The organism is Spirosoma aerophilum (assembly GCF_054782495.1).
In genome coordinates this window covers 1-24,447 of sequence record NZ_BAAGSJ010000052.1, presented here as the reverse complement: position 1 = coordinate 24,447, position 24,447 = coordinate 1, and the positions used below count along the sequence as shown (strand labels likewise).

At 37.1% G+C, this 24,447-nt stretch carries 25 protein-coding genes; 21 read left to right on the top strand and 4 right to left on the bottom strand.

What is annotated here, in order from left to right; translation table 11 throughout:
• Positions 1-35: 35 nt before the first annotated feature.
• The 3 genes from ACYVK4_RS33425 (at position 36) to ACYVK4_RS33415 (ending at position 6,685) form a co-directional block, all read left to right on the top strand.
• Positions 36-707, top strand: coding sequence for a recombinase family protein (locus ACYVK4_RS33425; RefSeq protein ID WP_461131932.1), 672 nt, complete (start codon positions 36-38; stop codon positions 705-707).
• Positions 708-794: 87 nt separating this feature from the next.
• On the top strand, positions 795-2,804 hold the full coding sequence (locus tag ACYVK4_RS33420) for a hypothetical protein (RefSeq protein WP_461131931.1): 2,010 nt from the start codon (positions 795-797) through the stop codon (positions 2,802-2,804).
• A 29-nt stretch (positions 2,805-2,833) separates the two neighbouring features.
• Entirely contained in the window at positions 2,834-6,685 is a 3,852-nt protein-coding gene (locus tag ACYVK4_RS33415; RefSeq protein ID WP_461131930.1) for a type IIG restriction enzyme/methyltransferase, read from the top strand.
• A gap of 30 nt (positions 6,686-6,715) precedes the next feature.
• On the opposite strand, the gene ACYVK4_RS33410 is transcribed toward ACYVK4_RS33415, so the two are convergent.
• Together ACYVK4_RS33410 and ACYVK4_RS33405 are read right to left on the bottom strand one after the other, a co-directional pair.
• Positions 6,716-7,129 (bottom strand): PIN domain-containing protein, encoded by a 414-nt coding sequence (locus ACYVK4_RS33410; RefSeq protein ID WP_461131929.1) that lies wholly within the window; start codon positions 7,127-7,129, stop codon positions 6,716-6,718.
• Entirely contained in the window at positions 7,126-7,365 is a 240-nt protein-coding gene (locus tag ACYVK4_RS33405; protein ID WP_461131928.1) for a hypothetical protein, read from the bottom strand. The genes ACYVK4_RS33410 and ACYVK4_RS33405 overlap by 4 nt, the downstream gene beginning before the upstream one ends.
• Before the next feature lie 307 nt (positions 7,366-7,672).
• Between ACYVK4_RS33405 and ACYVK4_RS33400 the strand changes: the two genes are divergently transcribed.
• The 9 genes from ACYVK4_RS33400 to ACYVK4_RS33360 all read left to right on the top strand — a co-directional run bounded on the left by ACYVK4_RS33400 (position 7,673) and on the right by ACYVK4_RS33360 (position 14,752).
• The gene (locus tag ACYVK4_RS33400) at positions 7,673-8,056 is read left to right on the top strand and encodes a DUF2958 domain-containing protein (protein ID WP_461131927.1); all 384 of its coding nucleotides are present in this window, start codon (positions 7,673-7,675) and stop codon (positions 8,054-8,056) included.
• Between the two features lie 113 nt (positions 8,057-8,169).
• The gene (locus tag ACYVK4_RS33395; protein WP_461131926.1) at positions 8,170-8,661 is read left to right on the top strand and encodes a hypothetical protein; all 492 of its coding nucleotides are present in this window, start codon (positions 8,170-8,172) and stop codon (positions 8,659-8,661) included.
• Between the two features lie 62 nt (positions 8,662-8,723).
• The gene (locus ACYVK4_RS33390) at positions 8,724-8,936 is read left to right on the top strand and encodes a hypothetical protein (protein WP_461131925.1); all 213 of its coding nucleotides are present in this window, start codon (positions 8,724-8,726) and stop codon (positions 8,934-8,936) included.
• A 461-nt stretch (positions 8,937-9,397) separates the two neighbouring features.
• Complete coding sequence (gene parA, locus ACYVK4_RS33385; protein ID WP_461131924.1) at positions 9,398-10,054, top strand: ParA family partition ATPase; 657 nt, start codon at positions 9,398-9,400, stop codon at positions 10,052-10,054.
• Entirely contained in the window at positions 10,051-10,314 is a 264-nt protein-coding gene (locus ACYVK4_RS33380) for a hypothetical protein (RefSeq protein WP_461131923.1), read from the top strand. The genes parA and ACYVK4_RS33380 overlap by 4 nt, the downstream gene beginning before the upstream one ends.
• Before the next feature lie 119 nt (positions 10,315-10,433).
• Positions 10,434-11,354, top strand: coding sequence for a replication protein RepA (locus ACYVK4_RS33375; RefSeq protein WP_461131922.1), 921 nt, complete (start codon positions 10,434-10,436; stop codon positions 11,352-11,354).
• A 529-nt stretch (positions 11,355-11,883) separates the two neighbouring features.
• Positions 11,884-12,834, top strand: a complete 951-nt coding sequence (locus tag ACYVK4_RS33370; protein ID WP_461131921.1) for a toprim domain-containing protein — start codon at positions 11,884-11,886, stop codon at positions 12,832-12,834.
• A 27-nt stretch (positions 12,835-12,861) separates the two neighbouring features.
• The gene (locus ACYVK4_RS33365; RefSeq protein ID WP_461131920.1) at positions 12,862-13,620 is read left to right on the top strand and encodes a hypothetical protein; all 759 of its coding nucleotides are present in this window, start codon (positions 12,862-12,864) and stop codon (positions 13,618-13,620) included.
• Positions 13,610-14,752 (top strand): hypothetical protein, encoded by a 1,143-nt coding sequence (locus tag ACYVK4_RS33360; protein ID WP_461131919.1) that lies wholly within the window; start codon positions 13,610-13,612, stop codon positions 14,750-14,752. The genes ACYVK4_RS33365 and ACYVK4_RS33360 overlap by 11 nt, the downstream gene beginning before the upstream one ends.
• Positions 14,753-15,251: 499 nt before the next feature.
• On the opposite strand, the gene ACYVK4_RS33355 is transcribed toward ACYVK4_RS33360, so the two are convergent.
• Both ACYVK4_RS33355 and ACYVK4_RS33350 read right to left on the bottom strand, forming a co-directional pair.
• Positions 15,252-17,393: a DUF262 domain-containing protein gene (locus ACYVK4_RS33355; protein WP_461131918.1), complete on the bottom strand. Its 2,142-nt coding sequence runs from the start codon at positions 17,391-17,393 to the stop codon at positions 15,252-15,254.
• A gap of 498 nt (positions 17,394-17,891) precedes the next feature.
• Positions 17,892-18,317, bottom strand: coding sequence for a hypothetical protein (locus ACYVK4_RS33350; RefSeq protein WP_461131917.1), 426 nt, complete (start codon positions 18,315-18,317; stop codon positions 17,892-17,894).
• A 294-nt stretch (positions 18,318-18,611) separates the two neighbouring features.
• On the opposite strand from ACYVK4_RS33350, the gene ACYVK4_RS33345 reads away from it, so the two are divergent.
• The 9 genes from ACYVK4_RS33345 to ACYVK4_RS33305 all read left to right on the top strand — a co-directional run bounded on the left by ACYVK4_RS33345 (position 18,612) and on the right by ACYVK4_RS33305 (position 24,436).
• Positions 18,612-18,896 carry a hypothetical protein gene (locus tag ACYVK4_RS33345; RefSeq protein ID WP_461131916.1) on the top strand — a complete coding sequence of 95 codons (285 nt, stop codon included), beginning with the start codon at positions 18,612-18,614 and terminating at the stop codon, positions 18,894-18,896.
• Between the two features lie 295 nt (positions 18,897-19,191).
• Complete coding sequence (locus ACYVK4_RS33340) at positions 19,192-19,332, top strand: hypothetical protein (RefSeq protein ID WP_461131915.1); 141 nt, start codon at positions 19,192-19,194, stop codon at positions 19,330-19,332.
• 251 nt (positions 19,333-19,583) lie between these two features.
• On the top strand, positions 19,584-19,718 hold the full coding sequence (locus ACYVK4_RS33335) for a hypothetical protein (RefSeq protein WP_461131914.1): 135 nt from the start codon (positions 19,584-19,586) through the stop codon (positions 19,716-19,718).
• A gap of 57 nt (positions 19,719-19,775) precedes the next feature.
• A complete protein-coding gene (locus ACYVK4_RS33330) occupies positions 19,776-20,069 on the top strand; it encodes a hypothetical protein (RefSeq protein ID WP_461131913.1) in 294 nt (97 codons plus the stop codon).
• A gap of 70 nt (positions 20,070-20,139) precedes the next feature.
• Complete coding sequence (locus ACYVK4_RS33325; RefSeq protein ID WP_461131912.1) at positions 20,140-20,397, top strand: hypothetical protein; 258 nt, start codon at positions 20,140-20,142, stop codon at positions 20,395-20,397.
• Between the two features lie 239 nt (positions 20,398-20,636).
• Positions 20,637-21,050 carry a BfmA/BtgA family mobilization protein gene (locus tag ACYVK4_RS33320; RefSeq protein WP_461131911.1) on the top strand — a complete coding sequence of 138 codons (414 nt, stop codon included), beginning with the start codon at positions 20,637-20,639 and terminating at the stop codon, positions 21,048-21,050.
• Between the two features lie 4 nt (positions 21,051-21,054).
• Entirely contained in the window at positions 21,055-21,834 is a 780-nt protein-coding gene (locus tag ACYVK4_RS33315; RefSeq protein WP_461131910.1) for a DUF5712 family protein, read from the top strand.
• Between the two features lie 37 nt (positions 21,835-21,871).
• Positions 21,872-23,635 carry a type IV secretory system conjugative DNA transfer family protein gene (locus ACYVK4_RS33310; RefSeq protein ID WP_461131909.1) on the top strand — a complete coding sequence of 588 codons (1,764 nt, stop codon included), beginning with the start codon at positions 21,872-21,874 and terminating at the stop codon, positions 23,633-23,635.
• Between the two features lie 54 nt (positions 23,636-23,689).
• Entirely contained in the window at positions 23,690-24,436 is a 747-nt protein-coding gene (locus ACYVK4_RS33305; RefSeq protein ID WP_461131908.1) for a hypothetical protein, read from the top strand.
• The last annotated feature ends 11 nt before the right edge of the window (positions 24,437-24,447 follow it).

The window sequence follows — 24,447 nt, the reverse complement described above, 5'->3', positions numbered from 1 at the left end:
GTTGCAGGTTTGTAACCCCTATGCTATATTGCCCCATGAATTACGTTTCGTACATCAGGGTAAGTACAAAAGGTCAAGAGCGCAGCGGCTTATCTTTTGACGCGCAGAAAGCGATCATTGAACATTACGCCCAGATAGACAAAGCCGAGATAGCGGCAGAGTTCATAGAAACCGAAAGCGGTAAGGACGTTGAAAACCGCCCGATCCTGAAAGAAGCCATCCAATATGCCCAGGCTCATAAGTGTATCCTGGTAGTGGCCAAGCTCGACCGGTTAAGCCGTGATGTGGAACACATCTTCAGAATTCAGAAGCAGCTTGGTTCTCTTTTCAAAAGCTGCGATCTACCGACCACCGATGCTTTAACCCTTTCCATATATGCCGGTATAGCCCAAAGAGAACGGGAGCTTATCAGTATCCGTACCCGCCAGGCACTACAGGCTAAGAAGAAGCAAGGCGCAGAACTTGGTAAGTTATCCAATCTCACCCATGCAGGCCGCAGCGCAGGCGGAGCCGCCCGGAGTGACAAGGCCAAGGCCAACCAGAATAATCAAAGGGCAACCGCACTTATTCAGGTTTGCCGTGAAAAAGGTATGAGCCTTGCCAAGATAGCTGACCACCTGAATAATAATGGCTTCCATACGGCCACCGGTAAGAAGTTTCATAAGGGAACGGTTTCAAGAACGTTAGTAAGTTTTGCTGCATCTTGACTTTGCTTTATGCTGCTATAGTTTAACGAGATACTTGAATATCAATTTGTTAAGCAAAGCCTTTTAACATCCACAAAATTTACTGAAATGAATCAATTTATCCCTGTAGATCTTAAAAATTGGATTCGCTCTATTAAGCTCAGAGAAAATCAATATTTATTCCCGTTGTATGAAATAGTTGTAAATTCAATACAAGCTATTCACGAGGACAATAATAAAAATGGTAGAATAGAGATAATCATTAAACGTGATCCTTTCAAACAATTAAATTTAAATGGTGAACCTGAAAAGCAATCAGACATTGTAGGTTTTGAAGTAACTGATAATGGAGTAGGATTTAATGATTTAAACAGAAAATCTTACGGCCTTGCTTATACCGGACATAAAGCCCAACTTGGATGTAAAGGTATAGGGCGTTTTCTAGCTCTTGCAGCTTTTAAGAATATAGAAGTGGATAGTATCTATCTTGGACAAGAAAATCAAAAACTATGTAGACGAACATTTGATTTTGATTCAGATAGTATTATTTCGAATGAAAAAGTAGAAGATGCTGGTATTGCAGAGAAGAAGACAAAAATAAGGTTAAATGACTATAGAGATTTCTTGCGTAAATCGGCTCACGCTAACACTGTTGCTTTAAGCCTATTACATCATTGCCTTATTTATTTTATAACAAAATCTCAGCCTAAAATCATAATTTATGATGAGATGATTGATGAGCCATTAGATTTAGATTTAATGTTTAATGATCTGTTTCAGATTGAAGATAATGAAGAATTTATAACTATAGAGTCAGAAAATTTTGAAGTTAACTTTGTGAAAAATTATTCAAAGGTTAATGGGTCTCATAAAATTCATTATTGCGGTGATAAAAGGGAAGTAAAAACCGAATCTTTATCAAAATTCATACCAGTACTAGATAGAAAAATTTCAGATGAAGATGGTGGTTTCTATGTTTCAGCCTATGTAAAAGGTGATTATTTAAACAGGAACCTTACACCGCTTCGTGATGAATTTATAATTCCGAGGAATCCAAGCGAAAAAGATGCTTATAATAAAATTACCTTTGAAGAGATAGGTAATATAATTGCAAATAAAGTGAAAACTCAGTTTTCATCGGAATTATTAGAGGTGTCCAAAATTAACCGTGATAATTATAGGGATTATATTTACAAAGATGGTTTAGAGTATAGACATCTATTGAATAAAGAAGAAATTTTAGATCAATTAAAGCCAAGTTCTTCAGATAAAGATAAAGAGCTTGAACTTCACCGGTTAAATTATGAATTAGAAGTTCAACAGAAAGCACGAGTGAGCCATTTTCTTAATGAGAAAATTGAGAATATTCAAAATAGTGAAGAGTATAAAGATTTACTCAAAGAGTTGCTATCTGAAGAAAATGATTTAGGCCAGTCTAAGCTTGTCAACTACATGTTACACAGAAAGACAGTCCTTAAAGTGTTAGAAAAATTCATTGAGATACAAAGCAACGGCGAGTTTAAATATGAGGCTGATATACATGATATTATATTTATGAGAGAAAGGACAGGTACGCAAATCTCTTTCAACAATCACAACCTTTGGGTATTAGATGAAAGGCTTGCTTACAGTAAATATATAGCATCTGATAAACCATTAAAAGAAACAGATTTTATTGAATCAACCAGTGAGAATAAGCCTGATTTATTGATTTACGATAACAAATTTACTTATGGTGATCCTAACTCATCAGTAGTAATCTTTGAGTTCAAAAGACCTATGAGAAATTACTACAAACAGGATGAAAAGAACTTAGGCAATCAGGTTATGAAATATATCAGAGATCTGGTCTCTGGAAAAATAAAAGATTACAAAGGTAGATTAACCCGTATTACAAAAGATACGCCAAAATTTGGTTATATCATTTGCGATTATGATAATGAAATCAAAGAAGAACTTGAGTTTAATGGTTATAAAAAAACACCTAAAGGTACTTTGTTCAAGTACGAAGAAGGCGCAAATATTTTCATCGAAGTTATGGATTACAAACAACTTCTTGAAGATGTCAATTTAAGGCATAAAGCTTTTTTTGGTTCTTTGGGTATTGATGCCATTTAAAATTTACTTTTGATTTATAGTCTTTAAATATGTCCACCGTAATAAAACCGCGTAAAGCCCTTAATAAAGCTTATTTGAAAGTTAAGCCCAACAGGACAGATATTGAAGCTTTTAAAGAAAATTTAATCACTCTGTTAGATCATATTAATGATGCAGAATCAGAGGAATTTCATAAAAATCTAGTATCTCGCTTTCTACATGATACCTATTACGGTACAAATCATTTTATCAATACGAAAGGCCGTAATGACCTGGTTATACATAATGGAAAGGATGCTAAAAGTAGCGTAGGGTTAATCTTAGAGGCTAAGAAGCCTAAGCAGAGCGGCCATAGTGAAATGCTTCGTATAGATCGTATCAATACGAAGGCGATGCAAGAGCTAGTGCTTTACTACCTCCGTGAACGTATTACTGGGAAAAATTTAGAGATTAAACACCTGGTAGCTACAAACATATATGAGTGGTTCATCTTTGATGCTGCTGTATTTGAGAAAGCGTTTGCACAGAATAAGGGGTTAGTACGTCAATTTACAGATTTTGAGGAAAAACGGCTAGCAGGGCATAATACCGACTTCTTTTACAAGGAGATTGCAGAACCGGCTATAACAGCCGCATTAAGCGAACTTGTATTCACTCACTTCAATATATTAGAATACGATAAACCATTAAGAAATGCTGATAAAGAAGACGATACCCAGCTGATCGCCCTATTTAAACTTCTATCTCCTGAGCATTTACTTAAACTTCCATTCACTAATGACAGTAACAGCTTAGATAAACAGTTCTACAGTGAGCTATTGCATATTATCGGTCTGACCGAGATCAAGGAAGGCAACAAAAAGCTGATAGACCGTAAACCTGTAGGACAGCGTAATAATGGCTCACTTATCGAGAGTGCAATAAAGCAGCTCGATAGCATGGATAAGATTAGCCGGTTAGACCGTCCTTCTCAATTTGGTTCTAGTAACCAGGAGCGGCTTTACAATGTGGCTTTAGAATTAGCCATTACCTGGATCAATCGAATACTGTTTTTAAAACTTCTTGAAGCTCAATTAATTAGCTATCATAAGGGCGATAGATCCTATGCTTTTTTGAATGGTGATCGTATTCATGATTTTGATGACTTGAACACATTATTCTTCAGTGTACTTGCTAGAAGACCTGATGAGCGGGATGATGAAGTTCAAGCTGCTTTTGCAAAAGTGCCGTACCTGAACAGCTCTTTGTTTGATCCTACTGAGATTGAGCAGGTTACTATAGTAATTAGCAATCTCCGGGATGATCGTTTACTGCCTATTCTACCTAGTACTGTACTGAAGGATGCAAAGGGGAAAAAACGTACCGGCGACATAAATGCACTTACCTATATTTTTGAATTTTTAAATGCCTATGATTTCGGAAGTGAAGGTTCAGAGAATATTCAGGAAGACAATAAAACTTTAATTAACGCTTCAGTACTAGGTTTGATCTTTGAAAAGATCAACGGCTATAAAGATGGCTCATTTTTTACGCCTGGTTTCATTACTATGTATATGTGCCGTGAAACTATTCGCCAGGCGGTACTACAGAAATTTAATGACGTAAAAGGCTGGAAATGCTCAACGATTGATGAGCTGTATGATAGCATAAGGGATAAGAAGGAAGCTAACACTATAATAAATAGCTTAAAGATTTGTGATCCGGCAGTAGGTTCAGGGCATTTTCTAGTATCGGCACTTAATGAGATAATATCAGTAAAAAGCGATTTACATATTTTGCTTGATCGCCAAGACCGTACATTGAGGGATTATACGGTTGAAGTAGTAAATGATGAGCTAATACTTACTGATGATGATGGAAAACTATTTGAATATCATCCAGGTAATAAAGAAAGTCAGCGTATCCAAGAGGCTCTTTTTCATGAAAAGCAGACAGTAATAGAAAATTGTTTATTCGGTGTAGATATTAATCATAATTCAGTGAAGATTTGCCGTCTTCGCTTATGGATTGAATTACTGAAAAATGCCTATTATCGTTTGACTACAGATTCAACGACACAGACATTAGAAACACTACCTAATATTGATATAAATATTAAGACAGGTAATTCCCTTATTAGTAGGTTTCCATTAGATTCAGATATGCGCCAAGCTCTAAAAAAGAGCAAATGGAATATTACAAGTTATCGCGAAGCGGTACAGAAGTACCGTAACCCCGAAAATAAGGCAGAAAAACGTGAAATGGAAAGCCTTATTAGCGGTATTAAACGTGACTTCAGGACTGAAATATCTGCTAATGATCCTAAGTTAAAGAAGCTTAGAGATCGGTCAGGCGAACTCAATAAATTAGTTAACCAAATTCTTCTTTTTCCAGAAACTAAGGCAGAAATAAAACTTCGAAAGGATCTACAAAGCAACCTTGAAGCAGAAATTAATAAATTAACTGCTGATATAGAGGAAATTAAAAGTAATAAGATTTATGAAAACGCTTTTGAGTGGCGTTTTGAATTTCCTGAAGTTCTTACAGACGAAGGAGATTTTAAAGGATTTGATGTAGTAATTGGTAATCCTCCATATATCCGCATTCAAGATCTAAGACAGCATAATGAAAATATTGTCGAATGGTATAATGCGAATTATTTTTCTACCGGCTCTGGAAATTACGATTTGTATATTCCATTCATTGAATTAGGATATAGTATATTGGCTACTAAAGGAGATTTTTGCTTCATTATGCCGCATAAGTTTATCAATGCAACATACGGAGAAAAAATTAGAGAATTTATACTTAAAGATAATTCGATTCGTAGGATAGTACATTTCGGCGCACTCCAAGTTTTTGAAGATGCTTCTACATATACTGGTTTATTTTTTCTGGATAAGAAGAAAAATAACTCATTTGAATTTACTGAGTGTAAAAACTTTAATTCCTTAAAAACTAATACTCCCCTGCATTTTGATACAGTTCTAGCTAGTTCATTAACGAGTAAAGAATGGGTATTTTTCGGTTCAGAGGATGACGGACTACTAACAAGAATAGTTTCTAGCTTCCCCTCATTAGAGAGTGTTACGAAGAGAATATTTCAAGGTCTTAAAACCAGTGCTGATAAAATTTTCATTTTAGAAAAGCTCTCAGAGTCTAACGATTATTTTGAAGTTTTATGTAAAGAAGATGGCAACACTTACGAACTTGAGAAAGGAATTCTGTTTCCATTAATGAAGGGTGGTGACAGTAGAGACTATCAAATTCTAGGTACAGATTTATTGATTTTATTTCCTTACAAAGATGCTACTCTGTTACAAACTTCTGAATTACTAGAAAACTATCCTAAAGTATGGGCATACCTAAATATTCATAAATCATTTCTGGAAAATCGAGAAAGTGGTAAATTCAAAAATGAGAAATGGTATGTATTTGGACGTAACCAAGCTTTAGATGTAATTACACAACCCAAAATATTTACACCTGATATCGCACCTACACCTAGAATCTCATACGATGATGCTGGTGAATTTATGTTTACCGGCGGCGTATCTGGTGGATATGGCATAGTACCAAATGATAACATATCCCCCTACTTTCTGTTAGCTATTTTAAATAGTAAAACAGCATTTTGGTACATAACAAAGACTTCCACCCAAATGAGAGGTGGATGGTATAGTTTTGAATCTAGATATATTAAGAGCGTTCCTATTCCTTGTACAAAGGAAGATAATTCAGCGCTTATTCAAAAAGTTATAGAATTAACTAGTAAGAGGCAGATCGTACCGGTGGTTGATACTACAGAGCTTGAAGCTGAAATTGAGAAGATAGTTTATAATTTATATGGTTTATCTGAGGAAGAAATCACTTACATTGAGAATGTGGTAAGTGAGAAATATTCTCAAGTAAAATTGAGCTAAACTATTGTAAGTGTCTAAAATCTTCACTTTTCAATTATCAATCCAATTTTCAAGTATAATACCATCCATATTAACAAAATCTTTGGTATTCCTAGTAACCAATGTTAATCCTTTTACAATAGCTGTACTACCTATAAAAATATCTAAATCATCACCCCTACGGCCAATTCTTATCAATTGTGCTTTGTGTTTAGCGTATTCTTTTAGGCACTCACTGATTGGTATTATCCTACCTAAGAAAGAAGCTTCAAGCGTTTGTACTCGTTGAAGATTTCGTAATCTTCTATCAGGGGCACTATTTTCTACGCCAAACAAAAGTTCAGCAATTGTAATTTCTGATAGATAGCAAGATTTTAAACCGGCTTTTAGGATTTTATTTTCTAAATCGTATTGGCCTTTAATCAAGTAGATACAAATATTGGTATCTAGTAAATACTCACTCATAACTCTATATCACGTGTGCTGCTAGAACGAGCGGAGTAAATTTGTCTAACTAACTCGTCCCCAGTTTCATCCCCCTCCCAGCTTCCAAACAAAGTTTTGAATAACTTTTCCTGCTCGTCTTCAGGTTGAACGTCTTCAATCACAATTTTGACATCTTTTTTGCCAAACATAGCCTTGACCGTTTCTAAAAACTTAGAATTAAGGTTCTCAGTGTTTATGTGATATGTTGTCTGCATGGTTCTTTCCCGTCGTTAATGCCAATATAACGTTTTTTCCATTGTAACCGGTTCTACCCTGCTTGTAAAGCCTGCCACGGCCTTGATTGTGAGTTATTGGATATAGAACCGTTTCAATACCCCTTCGCCGTTCGTTGGTTTGCCACGTGGTCTTACCAACCATTCTAAAATACACCTACTGAAATTTTCGCCTTGCCCTGACCGGGTTAAATAGGCAATTCCCCGCCCTACCAAAATTTCAGTAGGTGTATTTTAGAATGGCCGGTTTGTTCAGCCTCGTAAACCGCAACCTCAAAGGAGAATCTTAATGAAACTGTTTACCAAAGAACAACTAACTAAACTTCTACATAATGGCAGCCCTGAGCATATAGGCAAAGATCATATACCGGTAGTAAAGCTTTTTACACCTGATGCCGGTTGTACCTGGCTACTCACTGAAATAGATCTTGAAGAAACAGATCTTGCCTTTGGCCTGTGTGATTTAGGGCTAGGATTCCCGGAACTTAGCTATATATCCATCACTGAGCTTTTATCAATACGTGGCCGGTTCGGTTTACCGGTCGAGCGAGATTCACATTTTGAAGGGAAACACCCTATCAGCATCTATGCTAGATCCGCCAACATGAAGAGCCGTATAGTCACTGATTGTAGCTTTCTTGACAGCATAGCGTCTAAAACCATGAAGGTTTAAGCTTTCATTATAAAGCCCTGTTCGGCAGTGCTTTTTTAATAAAATTATCAATTCTGCTAGGCCATACTTATTGATTAAGTTTGCAGTAAGTTTTACATATTAACCCCGTGATAATGAAATCCATTGATATTCGTTTCTTTTCGCCCGCTGAGAATAGCCTTCCGAAAGCGAAGCAGGAGAAAGCAGTAAAAGCCAAAAAAGTAATTCTGACCGGTTATATTTCTAATGCCGGTAAATTGGTATTCCCTGCTAAGACCGCTGCTGATTTAGGCATAGATTTCGAAAGTACTACTTTCAAAGTCGGTATGCAGGAAGGCAAGCGTAAAGCCAAATCTCTTTACCTGGTTCCGGCTAGTGATACCCAGGAAGATACTTTCCAAGTAGAAAAAGCCGCTAAAAGCTACACTTTATCATTGCCTTTTATCCTGAAAAAAAGCGGTGTTAATTTCGAGAAATCAAAATACGCCTTTACCATTCGTCTTTTTGGCTATGAAGGTGCAACGGCTTTTGAATTACAATTAAATCAGGAAGATGCAGCCCCCAAAGCACCCTATACTGGTAAGCCACGTGGACGTAAACCCAAGGCACAAGAAGGTGTAGAATAGAGTTATTAAGCCCTGTTCCGGCAGGGCTTTGCAGTAAGATTTTAGCCATAACCCAAGCCATCATGGAACCTGAAAACGAGCTAGAAAAACATTTAAAAGCTCTGAAGATGAGCGGAGCTGATAGCAGTAGCTTCCCGCCACCGATTCCAGAGGGTGAAGAAGATACATACATCACACTGCATTATAAGTTAGGTGATGAGCGTAATTCTATGAAGATCCACCCTAGCCAGGAGTACTTTTACAGGGATCTAATCAGGCAGTTGTCAAACTCCTGATTTATACGGTCGCATAATCAATAGCATAGTATATTTAATATTTTCGACATTGACAGGTTATGCTAGTACGCTCATTTTACGCGTATTATGTGCTTTCCTTGTTCCATATCACAAGTTGATTTTTATGATACCCAGCTCTCAGCTAACGAGCTGGAAGAAGCTATCCGAGCGTATGAAGATAAATGGATAGATGAAGTCTACACGCATCAACGGATAATCGACCGGCCATACTCAGAGCATCATACATGCAGCCTGGTCAAGTGCCTACTGAAGCATCTATGCGAAAGATTTTATGATAAGTACTATAATGATAATAAACTATTAAGAGCTGATATTCAAAAGATAAACTTTTAAATCAGTAAAATATGATTTCATATTTTACTGATAGTATGAAGGCATTATATCAGACTTGCAGTAAAATATGATTTCAGTTATATTGCCTTAAAATTACCGAGGAGTACATGATAATATCCGTAACAAGCCTTAAAGGTGGGGTAGGAAAGTCAACCGTAGCCCAGAATCTGGCTGTATGCTTTGCCCATTCAGAGTATAGCGTTTGTATAGTAGATGTTGATACAAACCAAAGTGCTTTACGCTGGTCAGGGTTGAGAGATGAAGAACTACCAGCAGTACCGGTTTATGGCCTTACTGATGGTATGGAGCTTTCTAAAAATATAAAGCACCTAAACCAGAGCCACGAAATTGTTATCATTGATGGTACGCCCTCACTCTCCCAGGTCACGAGCAAAATTATCTTACTCGCAGACCTGTTAATAATCCCGATCCTACCAAGCGGCCTTGATATTTGGGCAACTGAAAAGTTCATTGATCGCTACCGAGATGCAGAGCAGCAGAAAGAAGAAACGATCCCTGCATATTTTCTCATCAACCAGAACCAAACCACAAACCTTTCACGTGAAGTAAAGGAAGTATTAGAAGCAACTGGAATTTCAGTATTCAACAGCTCCCTAAGAAACCGGATAGCTTACCGTGAAGCTGTGATTAAAGGGCTAGGTGTTTATGAGTACAAAGACGAGAAAGCAAAAGCGGAGATGATAGAGCTTTTCAAAGATGTAAAGAACGCAATCAAGAAGATCAATAAAGGCAAATCAAAATGACAAAGAAAGATACAGGGCTAAAATCAACTCTTTCCTCACTTGGTCCTAAAGTGCCGGTAAAGAAGACCAGTATAGATGTAGAAAAAACAGATGCTGCTACTAAGAACATCCATTCGGAGAAGAAAACCAGCAAGACTTACCGCCAAACGGTAGATCTAACGGAAGACACCTTTAAGAAATTTAAGATCAAACTTATAAGCGAAGGCAAGACTATGCAGCAAGCACTTAGCGAATTGATAGAAGATTATATATCTCAGTAAAATATGATTTAATAATTTACTGAGATCATATTTTCAGGGAAGTATGAAATTATTCTATTGATAGTCAATCTACTATGAAGTATTTTGTTTTCAGCAGCAACCTCTAATCGCTTAGAATAATGGCTAAAAAAGAGCATTTCATAAAAAAGCAGAATGATAGCATGATGTCCATTTACCAGGACAAAGCTACTATTGAGGCTGCTTTTTTTCAGCACTCTGTATTGTGCCAAACCTTCTTACCTTACCGCAATCCTGGTGATGATTGTAAGCTTTGGCAACAGTCGCAGGGTAAAGCGCAACTTGCCATAAGCTGTACTCCAGTATTGAACCCTGCTACTGACAAATACGAGTTAGCAGGTATCCCATATGGTACAAAAGCCCGTCTTATTCTCGCGCATATCAACACCCAAGCTATTAAAACTCAAAGCAAAACTATTGATGTTGAGGATAGCATGACCGCCTTTATCAAGAGTATTGGCCTAGCAACTGATGGCCGCACTATTAAGGAAGTGAAAGAGCAGTTACGCCGTTTAAGCGCATCAACCCTCAGTGTGGGTTTTGTTGATGGAGCAAGAGCCGTACAGGTTGATTTTAAAATAGTGAAAGCTTTTGATCTGTGGTTCCCTAAAGATGATAGCCAGCGAGTGTTATGGCCTTCTACCGTCGTTCTATCTGATGATTACTTCAATAGCCTAATGGTTCACGCTATACCATTGGATGAACGCGCATTAGCTGCACTTTCTAATAATGCAATGGCAATGGATATTTATTCATGGCTCGCACAGCGTCTACACCGTATTACACCTGGTAAACCTCAGTTCATCACGTGGCAAGCCCTGAAAGACCAATTCGGCCAGGGATATGAAAGGATGGACCATTTTAAAGAGGTCTTTAGAAAGACATTACACATGTCTTTAAAGCAATATCCTAACGCTCTTAATCGAGTTGAAGAAGTGCATAATAAGGGCTTTAATCTATCTCAAACTCAGCCGCCTATATTGGCAAGAAATCTTATTCACCTAGAATCAAAACCTTCCTAAACCTTTAAAAAGCACGTGAACTTTACGGGAGTTTTAAAGATAAACATCTGATATTTAACCATATACGCTTTTTGGTCACGTGAACTTTATGAGAATTTTTAAATTAACTAATTAGTAATCAACTAGTTATATTGATTTAAGCTATTGTATTTTAGAGATATGTGTATTTCTATCCTTTCACATAAGGAACGTGAACTTTACGGGAGTTTAAACTTAATGTACTGTATATCAATAACTTAACTATTTATTCACGTGAACTTTACGGGAGTTGCCCTTATTGGAAGTTATCCACGTGAACTTTGTGGGAGTTTACTAATTTATCCACGTGAACTTTGCGGGAATATGATCTAAAAAACACGTGAACTTTGCGGGACAAACCTATACTAAAACCTATAAAAAAATAAAAACCTATATTACCAGCGGCCAAATGTTGATAAGTTTAACTAAAATCTCAAAAATTTTTTTTCCTAATTGCTGTTGAAAAGAAAAAAGATTTCCTAAAAATTTAGTCTATAGGTTAAATAGTTTTATGAACTCAGAACAGGCAAAAAAACTATCCCTACCTGACATTTTGGCAAAGCTTGGGCATCAACCAGTTAGAACACGCAAAGGTGGTAACGAGCTATGGTATAAGTCCCCCTTCAGGAATGAGGTAGACGCTTCTTTCCATACCAGCTTCTTAGGAGGTAAATGGATCTGGAAGGATTTCGGGGATTCAGGCGGTACAGTTTTAGATTTCGCCATGAGCTATTACGGCTCAGATATCAAAGGGGCCTTGGCCAACCTAGAAAGATTATCAGGCACGTATCAGCAAAGCCTATTTTCCGCACCGAAAGCGCCCCCACAAGCTACTACCCCAGCAGCCAGCACTGAAACACTTGTCCTACGTAAAGTAAACCCGCTCAGCGTCGATTCTTTCAATGGTAAGGCATTGCTTCAATATCTCACCGAGAAACGCTGTGTAGATCCCGTAATAGCATATAAGTACCTGGTTGAAGTCCAATATCTTAATAATGATACCGGCAAAGTCTATTTTGCCGTAGGCATCAGGAACGAAGCCGAAGGTTATGAGATCCGAAACCCATACTTCAAAAGCTCGATAGGTCATAAGGGTATAAGCTTCATCAAGGGCAAGAGGGAAGGCCAGGCCGCAGTATTTGAAGGTTTTATGGATTTCCTATCAGCACTGACATACTACCAAACGGCAGATCTAGCTAAGTTTCAAGAATTGGTGCAGGGTGATACGCTAATAATGAATTCTGCTTCTTTTCACGAACGAACTAAAGAACTGCTTAAATCAGGTAGTTACTCGAAGATTTCCCTTTATCTAGATAATGACGCAACAGGCCAGAAGATGAAAACCATGCTACAGGCAGAATTTCTAGGCAAAGCGGAAGATTGCTCAGTAGCATATCAAGATCATAAAGACTTTAACGTGTTTTTGGTTAATACCACTAAGAAACAGTTATTTAGAAGCTAACCTAATTCATTTACTTTAATCAATAATATGAATCCAATAAACGGAAAGGAAATAATTGACATAAAAAATCAAATCGCAAACAACTTTAGTAAATCAGATTGGTTGGATTTTGGGTATAGTTTGAATTCTTATGATATTGTTCAAAACCATGATAGATTGTTACGAAGTTTAAGCTTTGGGGATGATGATTATGAAGGTAATATATTACAAGTATTGACTTCCATCATTAGTAAAGATTCAAACAATTTAAATGAAATTAGAAATTATTTATCAGAGAAATATTCGACACCGGCTGTTTCGGATTTCATATCTACCGCTCATAGTGAAGTTCCCAAAAAAATGATCTCATTCGCTCCACAGGTTTTTCAAATTCCTAATTCGCCACAAAACGAAAAATTAGTATCAGTCATGTTACCATTCAAGCTTGGTGCAACTTTTGATGCTATAAAGAAAGCATGTGACGACCTTTCATTAGATTGTAAAAAGGCAGATGATATTTGGGTAAACACTACATTCATACAAGATATTTTTGAATTAATTTTTACTAGCCATGTTGTAATAGCCGATTTTACAGATAAAAATCCTAACGTGTTTTATGAAGTGGGTATAGCTCATACTTTAGGCAAAACAGTTATCCCAATTACTCAATCAATAGCTGATGTTCCATCAGATTTAGGCCATCATAGGGCACTTAAGTATCTACCCAATGAACAAGGTTATAAAGATTTAACTGCGGAGCTTAAAAAGCGTCTGTTAACACTAATGCCTAAAGCTTATGAGTTTTAAATTAATGTCGGAAAAACTCTTTGATGATAAAATAAGGACTAATCTTGAATACGCGCTGCATCAACACGATAGCTATGAATTTTACGATAATTCGGCTAAAGATGAATTTGTTGTAATCAGAGAAATGCTAAATGATTGGTTTTCAAGATACCCTGATAATCACAAATGGAATTTGAAACGTGATTTTCAATCGGATTTTGATTCCGCTTTCTTTGAACTGTTCATACATGAGTTGTTTTCAAAACAAGGTTTTCAGCTTACACCCCATCCCGCATTACCAGATTCTACTAATCATCCTGATTTTTTAGCCAAGAAAGGCGATATAGAAATTTACATAGAAGCAAAAGTTGCCTTTGATGAATCAAAAGAAGAAAAGGCACTCAAAACCAAATACAATATGATTTATGATACTATAAATCAAATAAGCTGCCCTGGCTATGGTATAAATATTGAAAGTATTGATTTTATCTCAAAAAATCAGGCGAAATTAAGAAAACTAAAATCTTTTTTTCAAAAAAATATTGATGAAAATGCGCCAATTTATGCTTTACCAAAAAGATATAATCATCAAGATAAGTTAGACCGATTTTTAACTTATGAAGATGAGGATATTATTATTTCAATATCTTTATATCCAACAGATGTTAATTTAACGCGCCCAATAATTGCTTATTTAGGGGGTAGTTTCATGGGCGGTTCTGATGGATCCCTGAAGAATGCCATTAAAGTCAAGGCAAAACACTATGGCAATCCTGACAAACCTTTTATTATTTGTATAAATTCATTAAGTATCAAGCATACATCTACCGAAGATGTTTATAATGCCTTATTTGGTATTGGCAGACGTTTCTCAGATGATGACCTAAATAGAAAAAATCAAGATTTTAATATTGGCGATAATGGAGTTTTTCACAACTCAGTTAATCCACTAAATACTAGAGTTTCAGGTGTTTTTATAACACGAGTATTTACTTCAAACCTGCATGTTGCAGACCATTGGTTAGTTGAACACCCCTTTACAAATAACGACCTAGATTTTGATAATTTAGATCTTAGCTATATTCATGCAGACAGTAACCAATTAAAAGAAGTAAAGAAGAAGGCAATCGGGGAAATAATCATTAACGCCTAGGCATTTCTTATTTATTGGATTATGGCTTATCTACATCCCGTATATCACTCACATCTACGTCACTAAGCTCACCAGGTACGGATTCAGGCTTTTTCCAGATAGGAATTTTTCTTTTCAAGCGGCTCATGACGAATGTTGGGGTAGCTGACACAGTTGGGGTATATCCGTCACGTAGAGTCTATAAAAAATTGTTAATCAATTAGTTATATTAATTAACTTTCCTAGTAGGGGCGCTACTTGCCAAAGTAGCGTATAGTATCTAGAATAAGTGTGACCCGGATCGCTGGCCACTATATTTCTGGTTTGGATGGTCTTAACGTGGTTTATAGGCTTAAGAGCATAAAAATTGGCTGCTTTTACACGCCCCTTAACAGCAATATTATTTGCTCTCCAAAACGAACGTTAAAAGCATAGATTTTAGACTAAGCAATTAACATGCTGGACGTTAATAGACCTCGGTGGCGCATATACCCCAACTGTGTCGAGTACCCCCCAGTACTTATTGTTGTTCGTCTGTTTTTTCAGTTTCGTCTTCGTCAAGAAGCATAAAGTCTAAAAACAACAACTCTGTTTTAGCGTAATTGTTTTCAAATTTAAGATTCCATCTTTTCTCCATAAACTCAATTAGATTTAATCCACGTTCTAATATATTGTCTGGATTCCATTCTTCATATGTCGAAACCTCAATTTCTGAATGTGATCCGTCAGAATAGCCTTGTCTTATTTTCTCTTTTCTTTCGTTATATATTGGATTTTTCTTATCAACGAAACAGTCATTTTGTAAACTCGAATTTATACTTTGTGATAATGGAAGTAAATTTCCTAATGTGCCTTGAAAAAAGTTAATTTCAGCTTTTTTGTAGCCTTTAAAAGTTTCTTTCCAGCATTTGTTGTCAGGCGTTTGAGGATAAATATGCTCGATTGAAATTTTGTCTTTTTCTCCTTTTATAAATAGCTTCCAATCTATTTTTTGGCTTCCCCTTTGTCTTACTTTGTCCATTTCATATTCGTACAAGAAATAGCGTAACCCATTCCAATAGTAAAAGCCTCCACCATTTTTAAATTTCTTATCAATAAAATTTTGGAAATAGGTGTAATCAAAGAAATTGTCTGTTGTGTTTTCAGGTGTATAGAAACAGTAACTCATTCGCTGTTCAAGGCGTTCAGTTATTTCTTCAACAGTCAATTCGTTATTTCTAAATTGTCTTGATGCTCTATAAAATTCACTGTTTCGATAGGTTGAAAAAGCTCTACTTAAACGGAATGTTATAAAAATAAATCTTTCAATTGCTTTGAATAGTTTAACCCTTTGCTTTGCGTCAACTTCACTTGACAAGAAAGAGACAGTTACAAGTGGTCGGAAATAAATGATACCAATTCTGTTTAATCGGTCAATCCACAAACTTTCTGCACTTGACAAATCTGGATTGTTTACTGGATTATGAGTATTGTACCAATGAACAGCCGCTGATTTTAAGCTATTTACATAATCTTCGATTTCTTTTGGCGAAAGTTTGGAACGAAGTACAACTGTTTCTTCATTTTCATTTTCTTCAAATTGTTCTTGGTCGGTTTCTTCGTCTTCTATTACTTCTTCAAATTCTTGTAACGAACTTACAATGGCTTCTGTCTTTGCATAAATATTTTGAGGAGTAAATTTTTGCTCTAAAAGGAAACGTATGTAATCGTCTCCTTTCTCTCTTGTATATTGAAAATACATTATCCAATGAGCAACAAGAAAATCATCATCATTCAATGGGTTTTGTTTGTTTCTTCCAAGTTGATAATAAACTTCTTTCCAAGAATCATTAATTTTTTCACGAAGTGAAAAACGTTCATCTGTTTTTAATTCTTTCTCGTCATAAAGTGTTGTTAGATATATAAGTCTATTTTTTAGAAGTTCAAGGTTTGAAAGCTTTTTTCCTCTGTTGTTCATTGTCTCAAAGGCAACAAACACATCAAAATCATCACTAATTTCATAAACATTAAACATTAGATTTTGAGTTAGTTTTTTAAAAAGTATTTCAATTTCTAATATTCCATATTTTTCATAATAGTTTTTAAGATTTTCGGTAAAAAAAAGTTTGGCATTTTCAAGATTCAAAGTGTAAAAAGTCTCTTGAATAGTTCCGCTATTTGGTTCATTAAAAATTCTGTATTTTAAAAATTTGAAACTTGGATTATCAACCTCGTAACTAAATTTGTAAGTCCTGATGATAAATTGAGGTGGTTTTTGAACAATCAAATATTCTTCTTTTATTGCTTTTAGGCTAAACGAGCCAAGATATATTTCGTCGTCTTTTTTGTCTTTGTTTTCGGGAATTTCTTTTAATATTTCGGAAATTGCTTGAATGAAAATTATAAAAGTTGTCAATCTTTGCTGTCCATCAACAATGTGAAAAGCTTTGTAACCTCTGTCTTCTAATAACCACCTTTCGTCATTCCAATTTTTCCAAACGTTTCGGTCAACCTTTTTTAGTGATAAAAGGCCAGTATAGTGAAATCTGTCGGCTGGCAGATTTACAACGTCTTCCCAAAAATCTTTTAATTGTCTTTCCGTCCAAGCGTAACCACGTTGATAGTCTGGAATTTTAAAAATTCTGTCCTTGAATATGTTTTTTAATGATTCTAATTCGTTCATTTTTATTCTGTCTGTTTGCGGTTAGCACGGTTGCTTTGAGTATTGGGCAAAACTCGCCGGTTGACGCTCTTTCCATACAAAATGCGCTATACGTATTTTGTATTGTTTTAGAGGAGACTTATTGGAAAATATACTCATAAAATCTATTTGACCGTCTCACAAAATGCCCGTTTTTTCAAGACATCGGAACAGCTTCACCAACGGTCGCACCTTTCCTAGAATCTTAAATGGCCGTCTCATTAATCAAATTCAAAATCTCATATTATAGTTGAGCTTGAGAGACTGATTTTTCTTCCAAATGGCGAATGAGCCGTCCAACGGCCACCGCAGCACGACCTGATCCGTTTCAGAAAATAATATCCTTCTTGCTGACCAATTGCCAAGTGACGGATTTTGTACGAAACGGCAAACGCACCCAAAGACCAAAGACGCTTGTTCGTCGAGATTAAGTCTTTGGTGCAAAATGAGACCAAAGACCTGAGTGCAGATTACATTAATTTAAATTCTTCTTAATGTTACAGGCTTCTGGCCTACAGATGTGTGTAAATAGCCATCTGAGACACTACCAATTTTTACCATACCAGAATCATCATAGAGATATCCTTCCTTAACAACCCCATTATCTCGCATGGCATTTTGTTCATCATACGCTTCCCCAAACCCACTTTTCATGATAGTTTTACCAGACCAGTGATTATCTGAAACTGTTATCTCAAGTTCTGCTGAATCATCAGTATAAGAATAAACTCCATTGACACTTGGCCTTACTACTTGCTCACTCTTGGGTTTCTCATTTTGACTAGTTGTTAAGAGTTGTGAAGACTCTGCCCTTTTATTCATTACAAATAAGAATATGGCAAAGGCAATCGCTAAACCGGCGGTGAGTGAAAGTATTTTAAGGGGGGACGTAGATTTTTCTTTCATGGAGAAAATGGTAAGTCTCGCTATTAGTCGTTATCAGGCCTTAAAGATACTCTTTCAGGGCGCTTCATTACAAGATCTTCTGACAGCGCATCATCTTTGGGATCTACAATGGGTTATATATTGATCTGATGCTTTGTATATGCCTAACGAGCTGATTGCTTGGCTACTGATTTCCTATTTTCATTTTGGCCCCGTTTTGCAGTGTAGACCAGTATATTACTAATACGGTTTCAGACTGTCGTACATATGAGGAAACCGGTTTAGTAAGTATCCATACTTTATCACAGCAACCTTATGGCCCTATACGTTATCAACCTAGAGGATGGAGGAGGAAAGGAGTTCTTCTTTACGGTTAAAGGGCAACTCATTGCCTTAGGTGATATGAACGAGGAATTCCCCCAAACATTCAAAACCGCGAAACTGATGATAAAAAGAATGGATCAGCTACGTCCTAGATATCCCTGTACTTGCCGCCTCTACGGACTTCACATACAAGAGTTCGAAGCTAGGCGGAAGATCGTGCAAGAAGAATCCGCTATAAGAAAATCCATTCCTTCCGCTGATAGACAAATTGATTAGAGGAAGATTAAAGCTCAGCTTTGCCGTAAATCTTACTTCATAAACACATTACAGGCCCACCAAGACGCTAATTGGCAGTAAACTGATCACACCTATGACTACTAGTATAATCCCCTACATGCGAATTGTGAGGCTTGTTATGCAGTGATATAGGAAGGCTAAGACTGTTCTCTTTATATAGCTCATAATTAGCCCTTTACAAAGCCAATTCAATTTAATCCCATGTTGGACTATAGATTATATAAGCATTTTTATTAAATAGTCTCTGATTTTCAAACCAAACCACTTATATCTTATGAAAACGCTAAGCCGATTCCAACTTCCTTCTAAAAAAACAGTGAAGTCACGTATGGTAAGCCCACAAAAAACTACAGGTACTAAAAATGCTGTAGGTTGTGGAGCTACCGGAGGTACTATTGTATCGACTGTAATGTAAGCTAGTCTCAGAGAGATACTGCCAAGGAAAAAGCGACCGGAATACGAAATCACTCGCAGGAGTAATGAACTTCGTATTCCGGTCGCTTTTTGTCCTTAGAAAATTATAAGATAGCTTCATTCACCCCCTAAAAGTGGCTATTCACCCCCCATCAACTAATTCACCAACTAATTAGACTATTTCGCCAACTTTCTCTTGAGCGAATATAGCATGTTAGTTAAATTTGATTTCACTTTTAAATGTTTACGATTATGGAAACGCGTTTTAAGGTTAAGAAGAAATTTGTAAGTGACCGTTCTGTTAAAATCAAAGTACCATTAGATAGAAATGGTAAAGTGACTACTGGAACAGGTTCAAATACTATTGTTTGTACCGAACCGAAGTAATTTTAATATGAAGCAAGCTCGTATTTAATACGAGCTTGCTTTCAAAATCTAAGATTTATGGAGCCTAAAAAACTAGATTATGGAGATGTCAGATCAATAATGACTAACGTAGTACAAATGCTTAGTCAGGCAGATCACAAAGATGAAGCTGAGGCATTAATTTACTTTACTCATCTTATAGGCTTACGAGTAGATTCTAAAAATTTTATTGAATCAGGCTTAAATGCTGATAGTATTGAAAATTATGAAATGTTTGTAAACAGGCTGAACACATTCATACATGACGAAATTATTCTTACAGAGATTACTGCCAAATCAATCTGTATTACAACACTTGGACCAATAGGATAAGAAGCGGATTTCAATAATTGATAAGAAATTTCATATCAACTAATCAGTTTTCAGGTTTAATACATTTATTATGGAAGAGAAAGAATTTCGATATGGAGACATAAAAAATAAGATCTATCATATTGTAATTGAGCTGGAAAATGCTGGATTCGAAAGGGAGGCTAATGCTATATCTTGTTTAACTCATATTATAGCTTCTCGTATTGAACCGCCCAACTTATCAAGTAAATTTGGAGTAGAGTATCTTCTGCAATGTTTAGAAGATCATAATTACTTAATTTCTTACATTGATGAAAATTATATTGAGCAGGAAAGACTTAGAGAATAAAAGGCTGACGCGAGAGAGTAGCCCCCCTACGGTGGGCAGCGTGGTACGGTCTTGAAAAGAGCGAGCGGGAACAGTATTCGCTACGCTCAGACTGTTCTTCCGCCCGCTCTACGAGGTATATATGTCTGATAATCAGACATATAGAAAATAAAGTAAAAAAATAAATACGTTATGTATCCGTATTTATTTCTATTCATCTGATAGTCAGATATATTTATACGGATATTCATACGGATACTATGGCAAGAAATTATAAAAGTATAGACGTGTCATTAGAGACACATGAGCAGTTGAGCAAGCTTGCGGAGAGTTACGGCTTAACAAATAAAGCACTCGTAGAAGCTATGTTGCAGTATTTCAAAGCAACCAAAGCCGACCCACGTGACCCTAAAAACGATAATCCGACCGATGCTATAAAAGCACTTGACCGGCGGTTAATTAGTTTTATTCGACAACAAGAAAAAGAGCAGTTACGGCCTATTCGTGACGACTTAAAAATACTACTTTCGTTTGTCCAGGACGAACTACCGAAGACGTTAAGGCAATCACAAATGCGCACGATTGGAGGAGCGCTAAAAGCAGAATTACAAACTGAACAATTCCGCCAAGTTTATTTAGATATGATCGAAAAGGCAAAGAATAAATCAACTTAATGACATGGTAGCAAAAGTTGCAAGTTCTGGAAAAGGTAGTAGTGCAGGATTAGTAAACTATTTAGAAAAACAAGAGCGAGGCAATTGGTTTTCTGAAGACCAAAATGGCCTTGTTGCTTCAGAAGTAACATCCAGTTTAGACGATAATCGGAAAAACTTAGGAAGAGACGACGATAAGTTTTATCAAGTTGTGCTTTGTCCAAGTGAAAACGAGTTAGTTCACATTGGTAACGACAAAGAAAAATTGCGTGAGTACACCCGCTCGGCAATGGAGCAATACGCGGCCAATTTTGGGAAGAGTATCGAAAGTAAGGATTTAGTTTGGTACGCTAAGATTGAGCAGGAGCGGACCCATTCTCACCGGGATAGAAGCGTTCAGCAACAGGAACAAAACGAAGGGGAAAAAAAGGAAGGGCCACAAACTCATGTGCATATTATTGTTAGTCGTACTGAAAACCTAGAACGCTTTCAGGAGCGAAAACAAGCCGGAGAAATTGACCGTAAAAACCCTTTAAAACTAAGTCCGGCCACGAATCATCGAGACACCGACAAAGGAGCGGTAAAAGGCGGTTTTAATCGGGTAGCGTTTAAGGAAGCGGCTGAAAAGCAGTTTGATCAGCAATTCAATTATGACCGCTCACTAACCGAAACATTCCGCTACGCTAATACCATGCAGAAGGGCGATCAAGCCGAACGTTTAGCCATGCGTCAGGAGGTTCGTCAGGAATCTCAGATTCCAAAACAGATAAAAGAGCAACATCAGGATGTTGGAATCAGCCTATAACTTATCCTTCCATTAATCGACTAAACCTCAAAACGTTATGTCAATGCTTATTTTGCCGCTCCTATTTTCCGGAGTTTTGGCATTCATTGCCGAATTCTTACTAGGCTCAGTAGGAGCTGTTGCCGGTGCTGGGATTTGGCGACCTCTTAATCGGCTTCTACTGTGGGACGGGAAAGAAAAGTTTAAAACAGGTATTTGGAATAAATATCTTGTCCGTTTAACACTTCTTTTTTATGCTATCATAATGCCCTGGTGGGTGTTAGGTAGTCTCCCCATTTATCTAGCCTGGTTGTATTTACCTTATATAATTGTTGCGTCAATTTACTGGTGGAACTATACCGGCAAGCATAGGGAAAAAGCCGTAACGGTCGAACCTTATACGCCGGAAGAGAAGTCATTTAAATTTGAGACGACTACAGGCCCATTATTTATTGATAACCCTCGTCGGGGTGTATTTATTTCGGGCGGAGCGGGGAGCGGTAAGAGCAAAAGTATAATTGAGCCTATTATCCATCAAGCCGGCCAGAACGATTATACAGGCATCGTTTATGATTTCAAATTTCCTACTCTGGCCGAGGAAATAGCCGGTAGTTATGCCAACAGTAAGATAAGTACCTACTACGTCAATTTTGCTGATCTGAGTTGTAGCCATCGAATCAATCCTTTGGCTCCTGCTCTTATAACCGATAATACGTATGCTAGGGAAGCGGCCACTACGATACTAACCAACTTAGATTTTAAGGCCGCCCAAAATCGGAGCTTCTGGATTCAGAGCGCCGAAGTATTGCTAACCGGAGCTATCTGGTATTTGCGGAATAACCATCCTGAGTACTGTACACTTCCTCATGCGGTTAGCCTGTTGTTGGAAAGTGACCCTAAAACACTCATAAACACGCTACAGCAGGACTATGAAGTAAAAGGTATTATTGCATCTGTTGCGGCTGGTTCAGAAAGTCAGAATCAATTAGCGGGCGTTTTTGCTACGATTCAAAACTATATGGCTACGCTGAACAGCCCCGCTTTATTTTGGGTGTTATCGGGTAATGAGGTTCCATTTGATTTAAATGACCCTAAGAAGCCCAGTATTTTAACGGTAGGCAACGACCCTACCCTTACGGCTACGTTGAGTCCTGTCATCAGTCTGATAGTCGCTACCGCCTTAAAACGGATGAATCAGAGCAATCGACAACAATCGGTTGTTATCTTGGATGAAGCGCCAACCCTGTTCATTCCAAAGTTTGAAGACATCCCCGCCACAGGAAGAAGCAACTTCATATCAGTTATCTACGCCGTGCAGGATATAGCCCAGATGGAAGGGAGACTAGGTCCATCTAATAGCGAAATGATTATCAGTAATTTGGGTAGTCAATTCTACGGAAGGACGACAAATCCTAAAACGGCGCAGCGAGTTACGGCATTATTTGGGAAACACGATGTTGAGTATGAAAGCTACGGTTACAGTCAAAGCGATGGAAACAGTTCAATTAATCAAAGCTATTCTATGCAGCAGCGTGACCGTTTAGAGAGTCAGGAAGTAATGCGATTCCGTAAAGGAGAGTTTGCCGGACTGATTGCTGAAGGAAATAAAACCGAGTTTAGGCGGCAATTCGTCCAGCCATCAACAAAGGCCCAGCCCATCAAGCCCATCAACGCAGTTAGCGAAGAAAAGGTACAGGATAACTTTAAACAGATTAAAGAGCAGATACGCCAACTGCTAGCCCCAAGCCAGAAAACAGCCTTACCTCCGGCCAACAAACCAAATACAAACACTATTGAACAGAATTGGGAGGATTACGGCTAATCGCAAATGGCAAGCCTATAGAAACTAACTACAACGGAGAACTAATTAAAACTCATGAGATCAAACTTACTGTATGTAATGGTCTGCGTGTTTATAATCGCTGGCTCTTGCCGTTTAGCCCGAGCGCAACAATTTAGTATATCAGCCGGAAGCAGGGTAACTTTATTTAATCAAAAAATTCCAATATATCCCGTAAACCTACACTCAACAGATGGTAAGTTAATTGGCACCTATTCAAGTCCAGACGCTATCAGACACAGAGTTGGATATGATGTGGGCTTTAGCCTCTTACAAGATATTCAGCTGCGAAATATGCATTTTGTTATTCAACCGCAGATCAAATATGCTGTCAACGTATATGAGCAGTTAGGAATTGCCCAGTTTAAACATGGGTTCGGTCTATATTCGGCTCTACACAAGAGTCATACAGCGGAATTACATCTACTCTCTTACGAACCAATCCTTAATGAAAAAACGAAGATTTACTTAATTTTCGGTTTTTATGGTCGATACTTACTTTCTCTTACTCAAGATGATAATAATATTCAACAAAATATGCCTCTCAGTGACCAGTATCCAGTACATAGATCTTCGTGGTCTATTCCTATGAATGAGAGGCTTAGCTATGGTTTGAAAGGTGGTATTGGGGTACGTTTCAAAATTATTGATATTCAATTAAGCGATCAATACAGCCCCTCAATTATCAATAGTTGGGGAACGGATAAAGGTGGACATTCTCTTTCTTTTTCACTACAATATTGGCTCAACAAAAGAAAGTCCATAGTAAGTACTGTTCTATGAAGCTTTTTTTT

Bases quoted from the DNA above. Each gene is read 5' to 3' on its own strand.
- ACYVK4_RS33425 (WP_461131932.1), top strand. From the start codon at position 36: ATGAATTACGTTTCGTACATCAGGGTAAGTACAAAAGGTCAAGAGCGC.
- ACYVK4_RS33420 (WP_461131931.1), top strand. From the start codon at position 795: ATGAATCAATTTATCCCTGTAGATCTTAAAAATTGGATTCGCTCTATT.
- ACYVK4_RS33415 (WP_461131930.1), top strand. From the start codon at position 2,834: ATGTCCACCGTAATAAAACCGCGTAAAGCCCTTAATAAAGCTTATTTG.
- ACYVK4_RS33410 (WP_461131929.1), bottom strand. From the start codon at position 7,129: ATGAGTGAGTATTTACTAGATACCAATATTTGTATCTACTTGATTAAA.
- ACYVK4_RS33405 (WP_461131928.1), bottom strand. From the start codon at position 7,365: ATGCAGACAACATATCACATAAACACTGAGAACCTTAATTCTAAGTTT.
- ACYVK4_RS33400 (WP_461131927.1), top strand. From the start codon at position 7,673: ATGAAACTGTTTACCAAAGAACAACTAACTAAACTTCTACATAATGGC.
- ACYVK4_RS33395 (WP_461131926.1), top strand. From the start codon at position 8,170: ATGAAATCCATTGATATTCGTTTCTTTTCGCCCGCTGAGAATAGCCTT.
- ACYVK4_RS33390 (WP_461131925.1), top strand. From the start codon at position 8,724: ATGGAACCTGAAAACGAGCTAGAAAAACATTTAAAAGCTCTGAAGATG.
- parA (WP_461131924.1), top strand. From the start codon at position 9,398: ATGATAATATCCGTAACAAGCCTTAAAGGTGGGGTAGGAAAGTCAACC.
- ACYVK4_RS33380 (WP_461131923.1), top strand. From the start codon at position 10,051: ATGACAAAGAAAGATACAGGGCTAAAATCAACTCTTTCCTCACTTGGT.
- ACYVK4_RS33375 (WP_461131922.1), top strand. From the start codon at position 10,434: ATGGCTAAAAAAGAGCATTTCATAAAAAAGCAGAATGATAGCATGATG.
- ACYVK4_RS33370 (WP_461131921.1), top strand. From the start codon at position 11,884: ATGAACTCAGAACAGGCAAAAAAACTATCCCTACCTGACATTTTGGCA.
- ACYVK4_RS33365 (WP_461131920.1), top strand. From the start codon at position 12,862: ATGAATCCAATAAACGGAAAGGAAATAATTGACATAAAAAATCAAATC.
- ACYVK4_RS33360 (WP_461131919.1), top strand. From the start codon at position 13,610: ATGAGTTTTAAATTAATGTCGGAAAAACTCTTTGATGATAAAATAAGG.
- ACYVK4_RS33355 (WP_461131918.1), bottom strand. From the start codon at position 17,393: ATGAACGAATTAGAATCATTAAAAAACATATTCAAGGACAGAATTTTT.
- ACYVK4_RS33350 (WP_461131917.1), bottom strand. From the start codon at position 18,317: ATGAAAGAAAAATCTACGTCCCCCCTTAAAATACTTTCACTCACCGCC.
- ACYVK4_RS33345 (WP_461131916.1), top strand. From the start codon at position 18,612: ATGGCCCTATACGTTATCAACCTAGAGGATGGAGGAGGAAAGGAGTTC.
- ACYVK4_RS33340 (WP_461131915.1), top strand. From the start codon at position 19,192: ATGAAAACGCTAAGCCGATTCCAACTTCCTTCTAAAAAAACAGTGAAG.
- ACYVK4_RS33335 (WP_461131914.1), top strand. From the start codon at position 19,584: ATGGAAACGCGTTTTAAGGTTAAGAAGAAATTTGTAAGTGACCGTTCT.
- ACYVK4_RS33330 (WP_461131913.1), top strand. From the start codon at position 19,776: ATGGAGCCTAAAAAACTAGATTATGGAGATGTCAGATCAATAATGACT.
- ACYVK4_RS33325 (WP_461131912.1), top strand. From the start codon at position 20,140: ATGGAAGAGAAAGAATTTCGATATGGAGACATAAAAAATAAGATCTAT.
- ACYVK4_RS33320 (WP_461131911.1), top strand. From the start codon at position 20,637: ATGGCAAGAAATTATAAAAGTATAGACGTGTCATTAGAGACACATGAG.
- ACYVK4_RS33315 (WP_461131910.1), top strand. From the start codon at position 21,055: ATGGTAGCAAAAGTTGCAAGTTCTGGAAAAGGTAGTAGTGCAGGATTA.
- ACYVK4_RS33310 (WP_461131909.1), top strand. From the start codon at position 21,872: ATGTCAATGCTTATTTTGCCGCTCCTATTTTCCGGAGTTTTGGCATTC.
- ACYVK4_RS33305 (WP_461131908.1), top strand. From the start codon at position 23,690: ATGAGATCAAACTTACTGTATGTAATGGTCTGCGTGTTTATAATCGCT.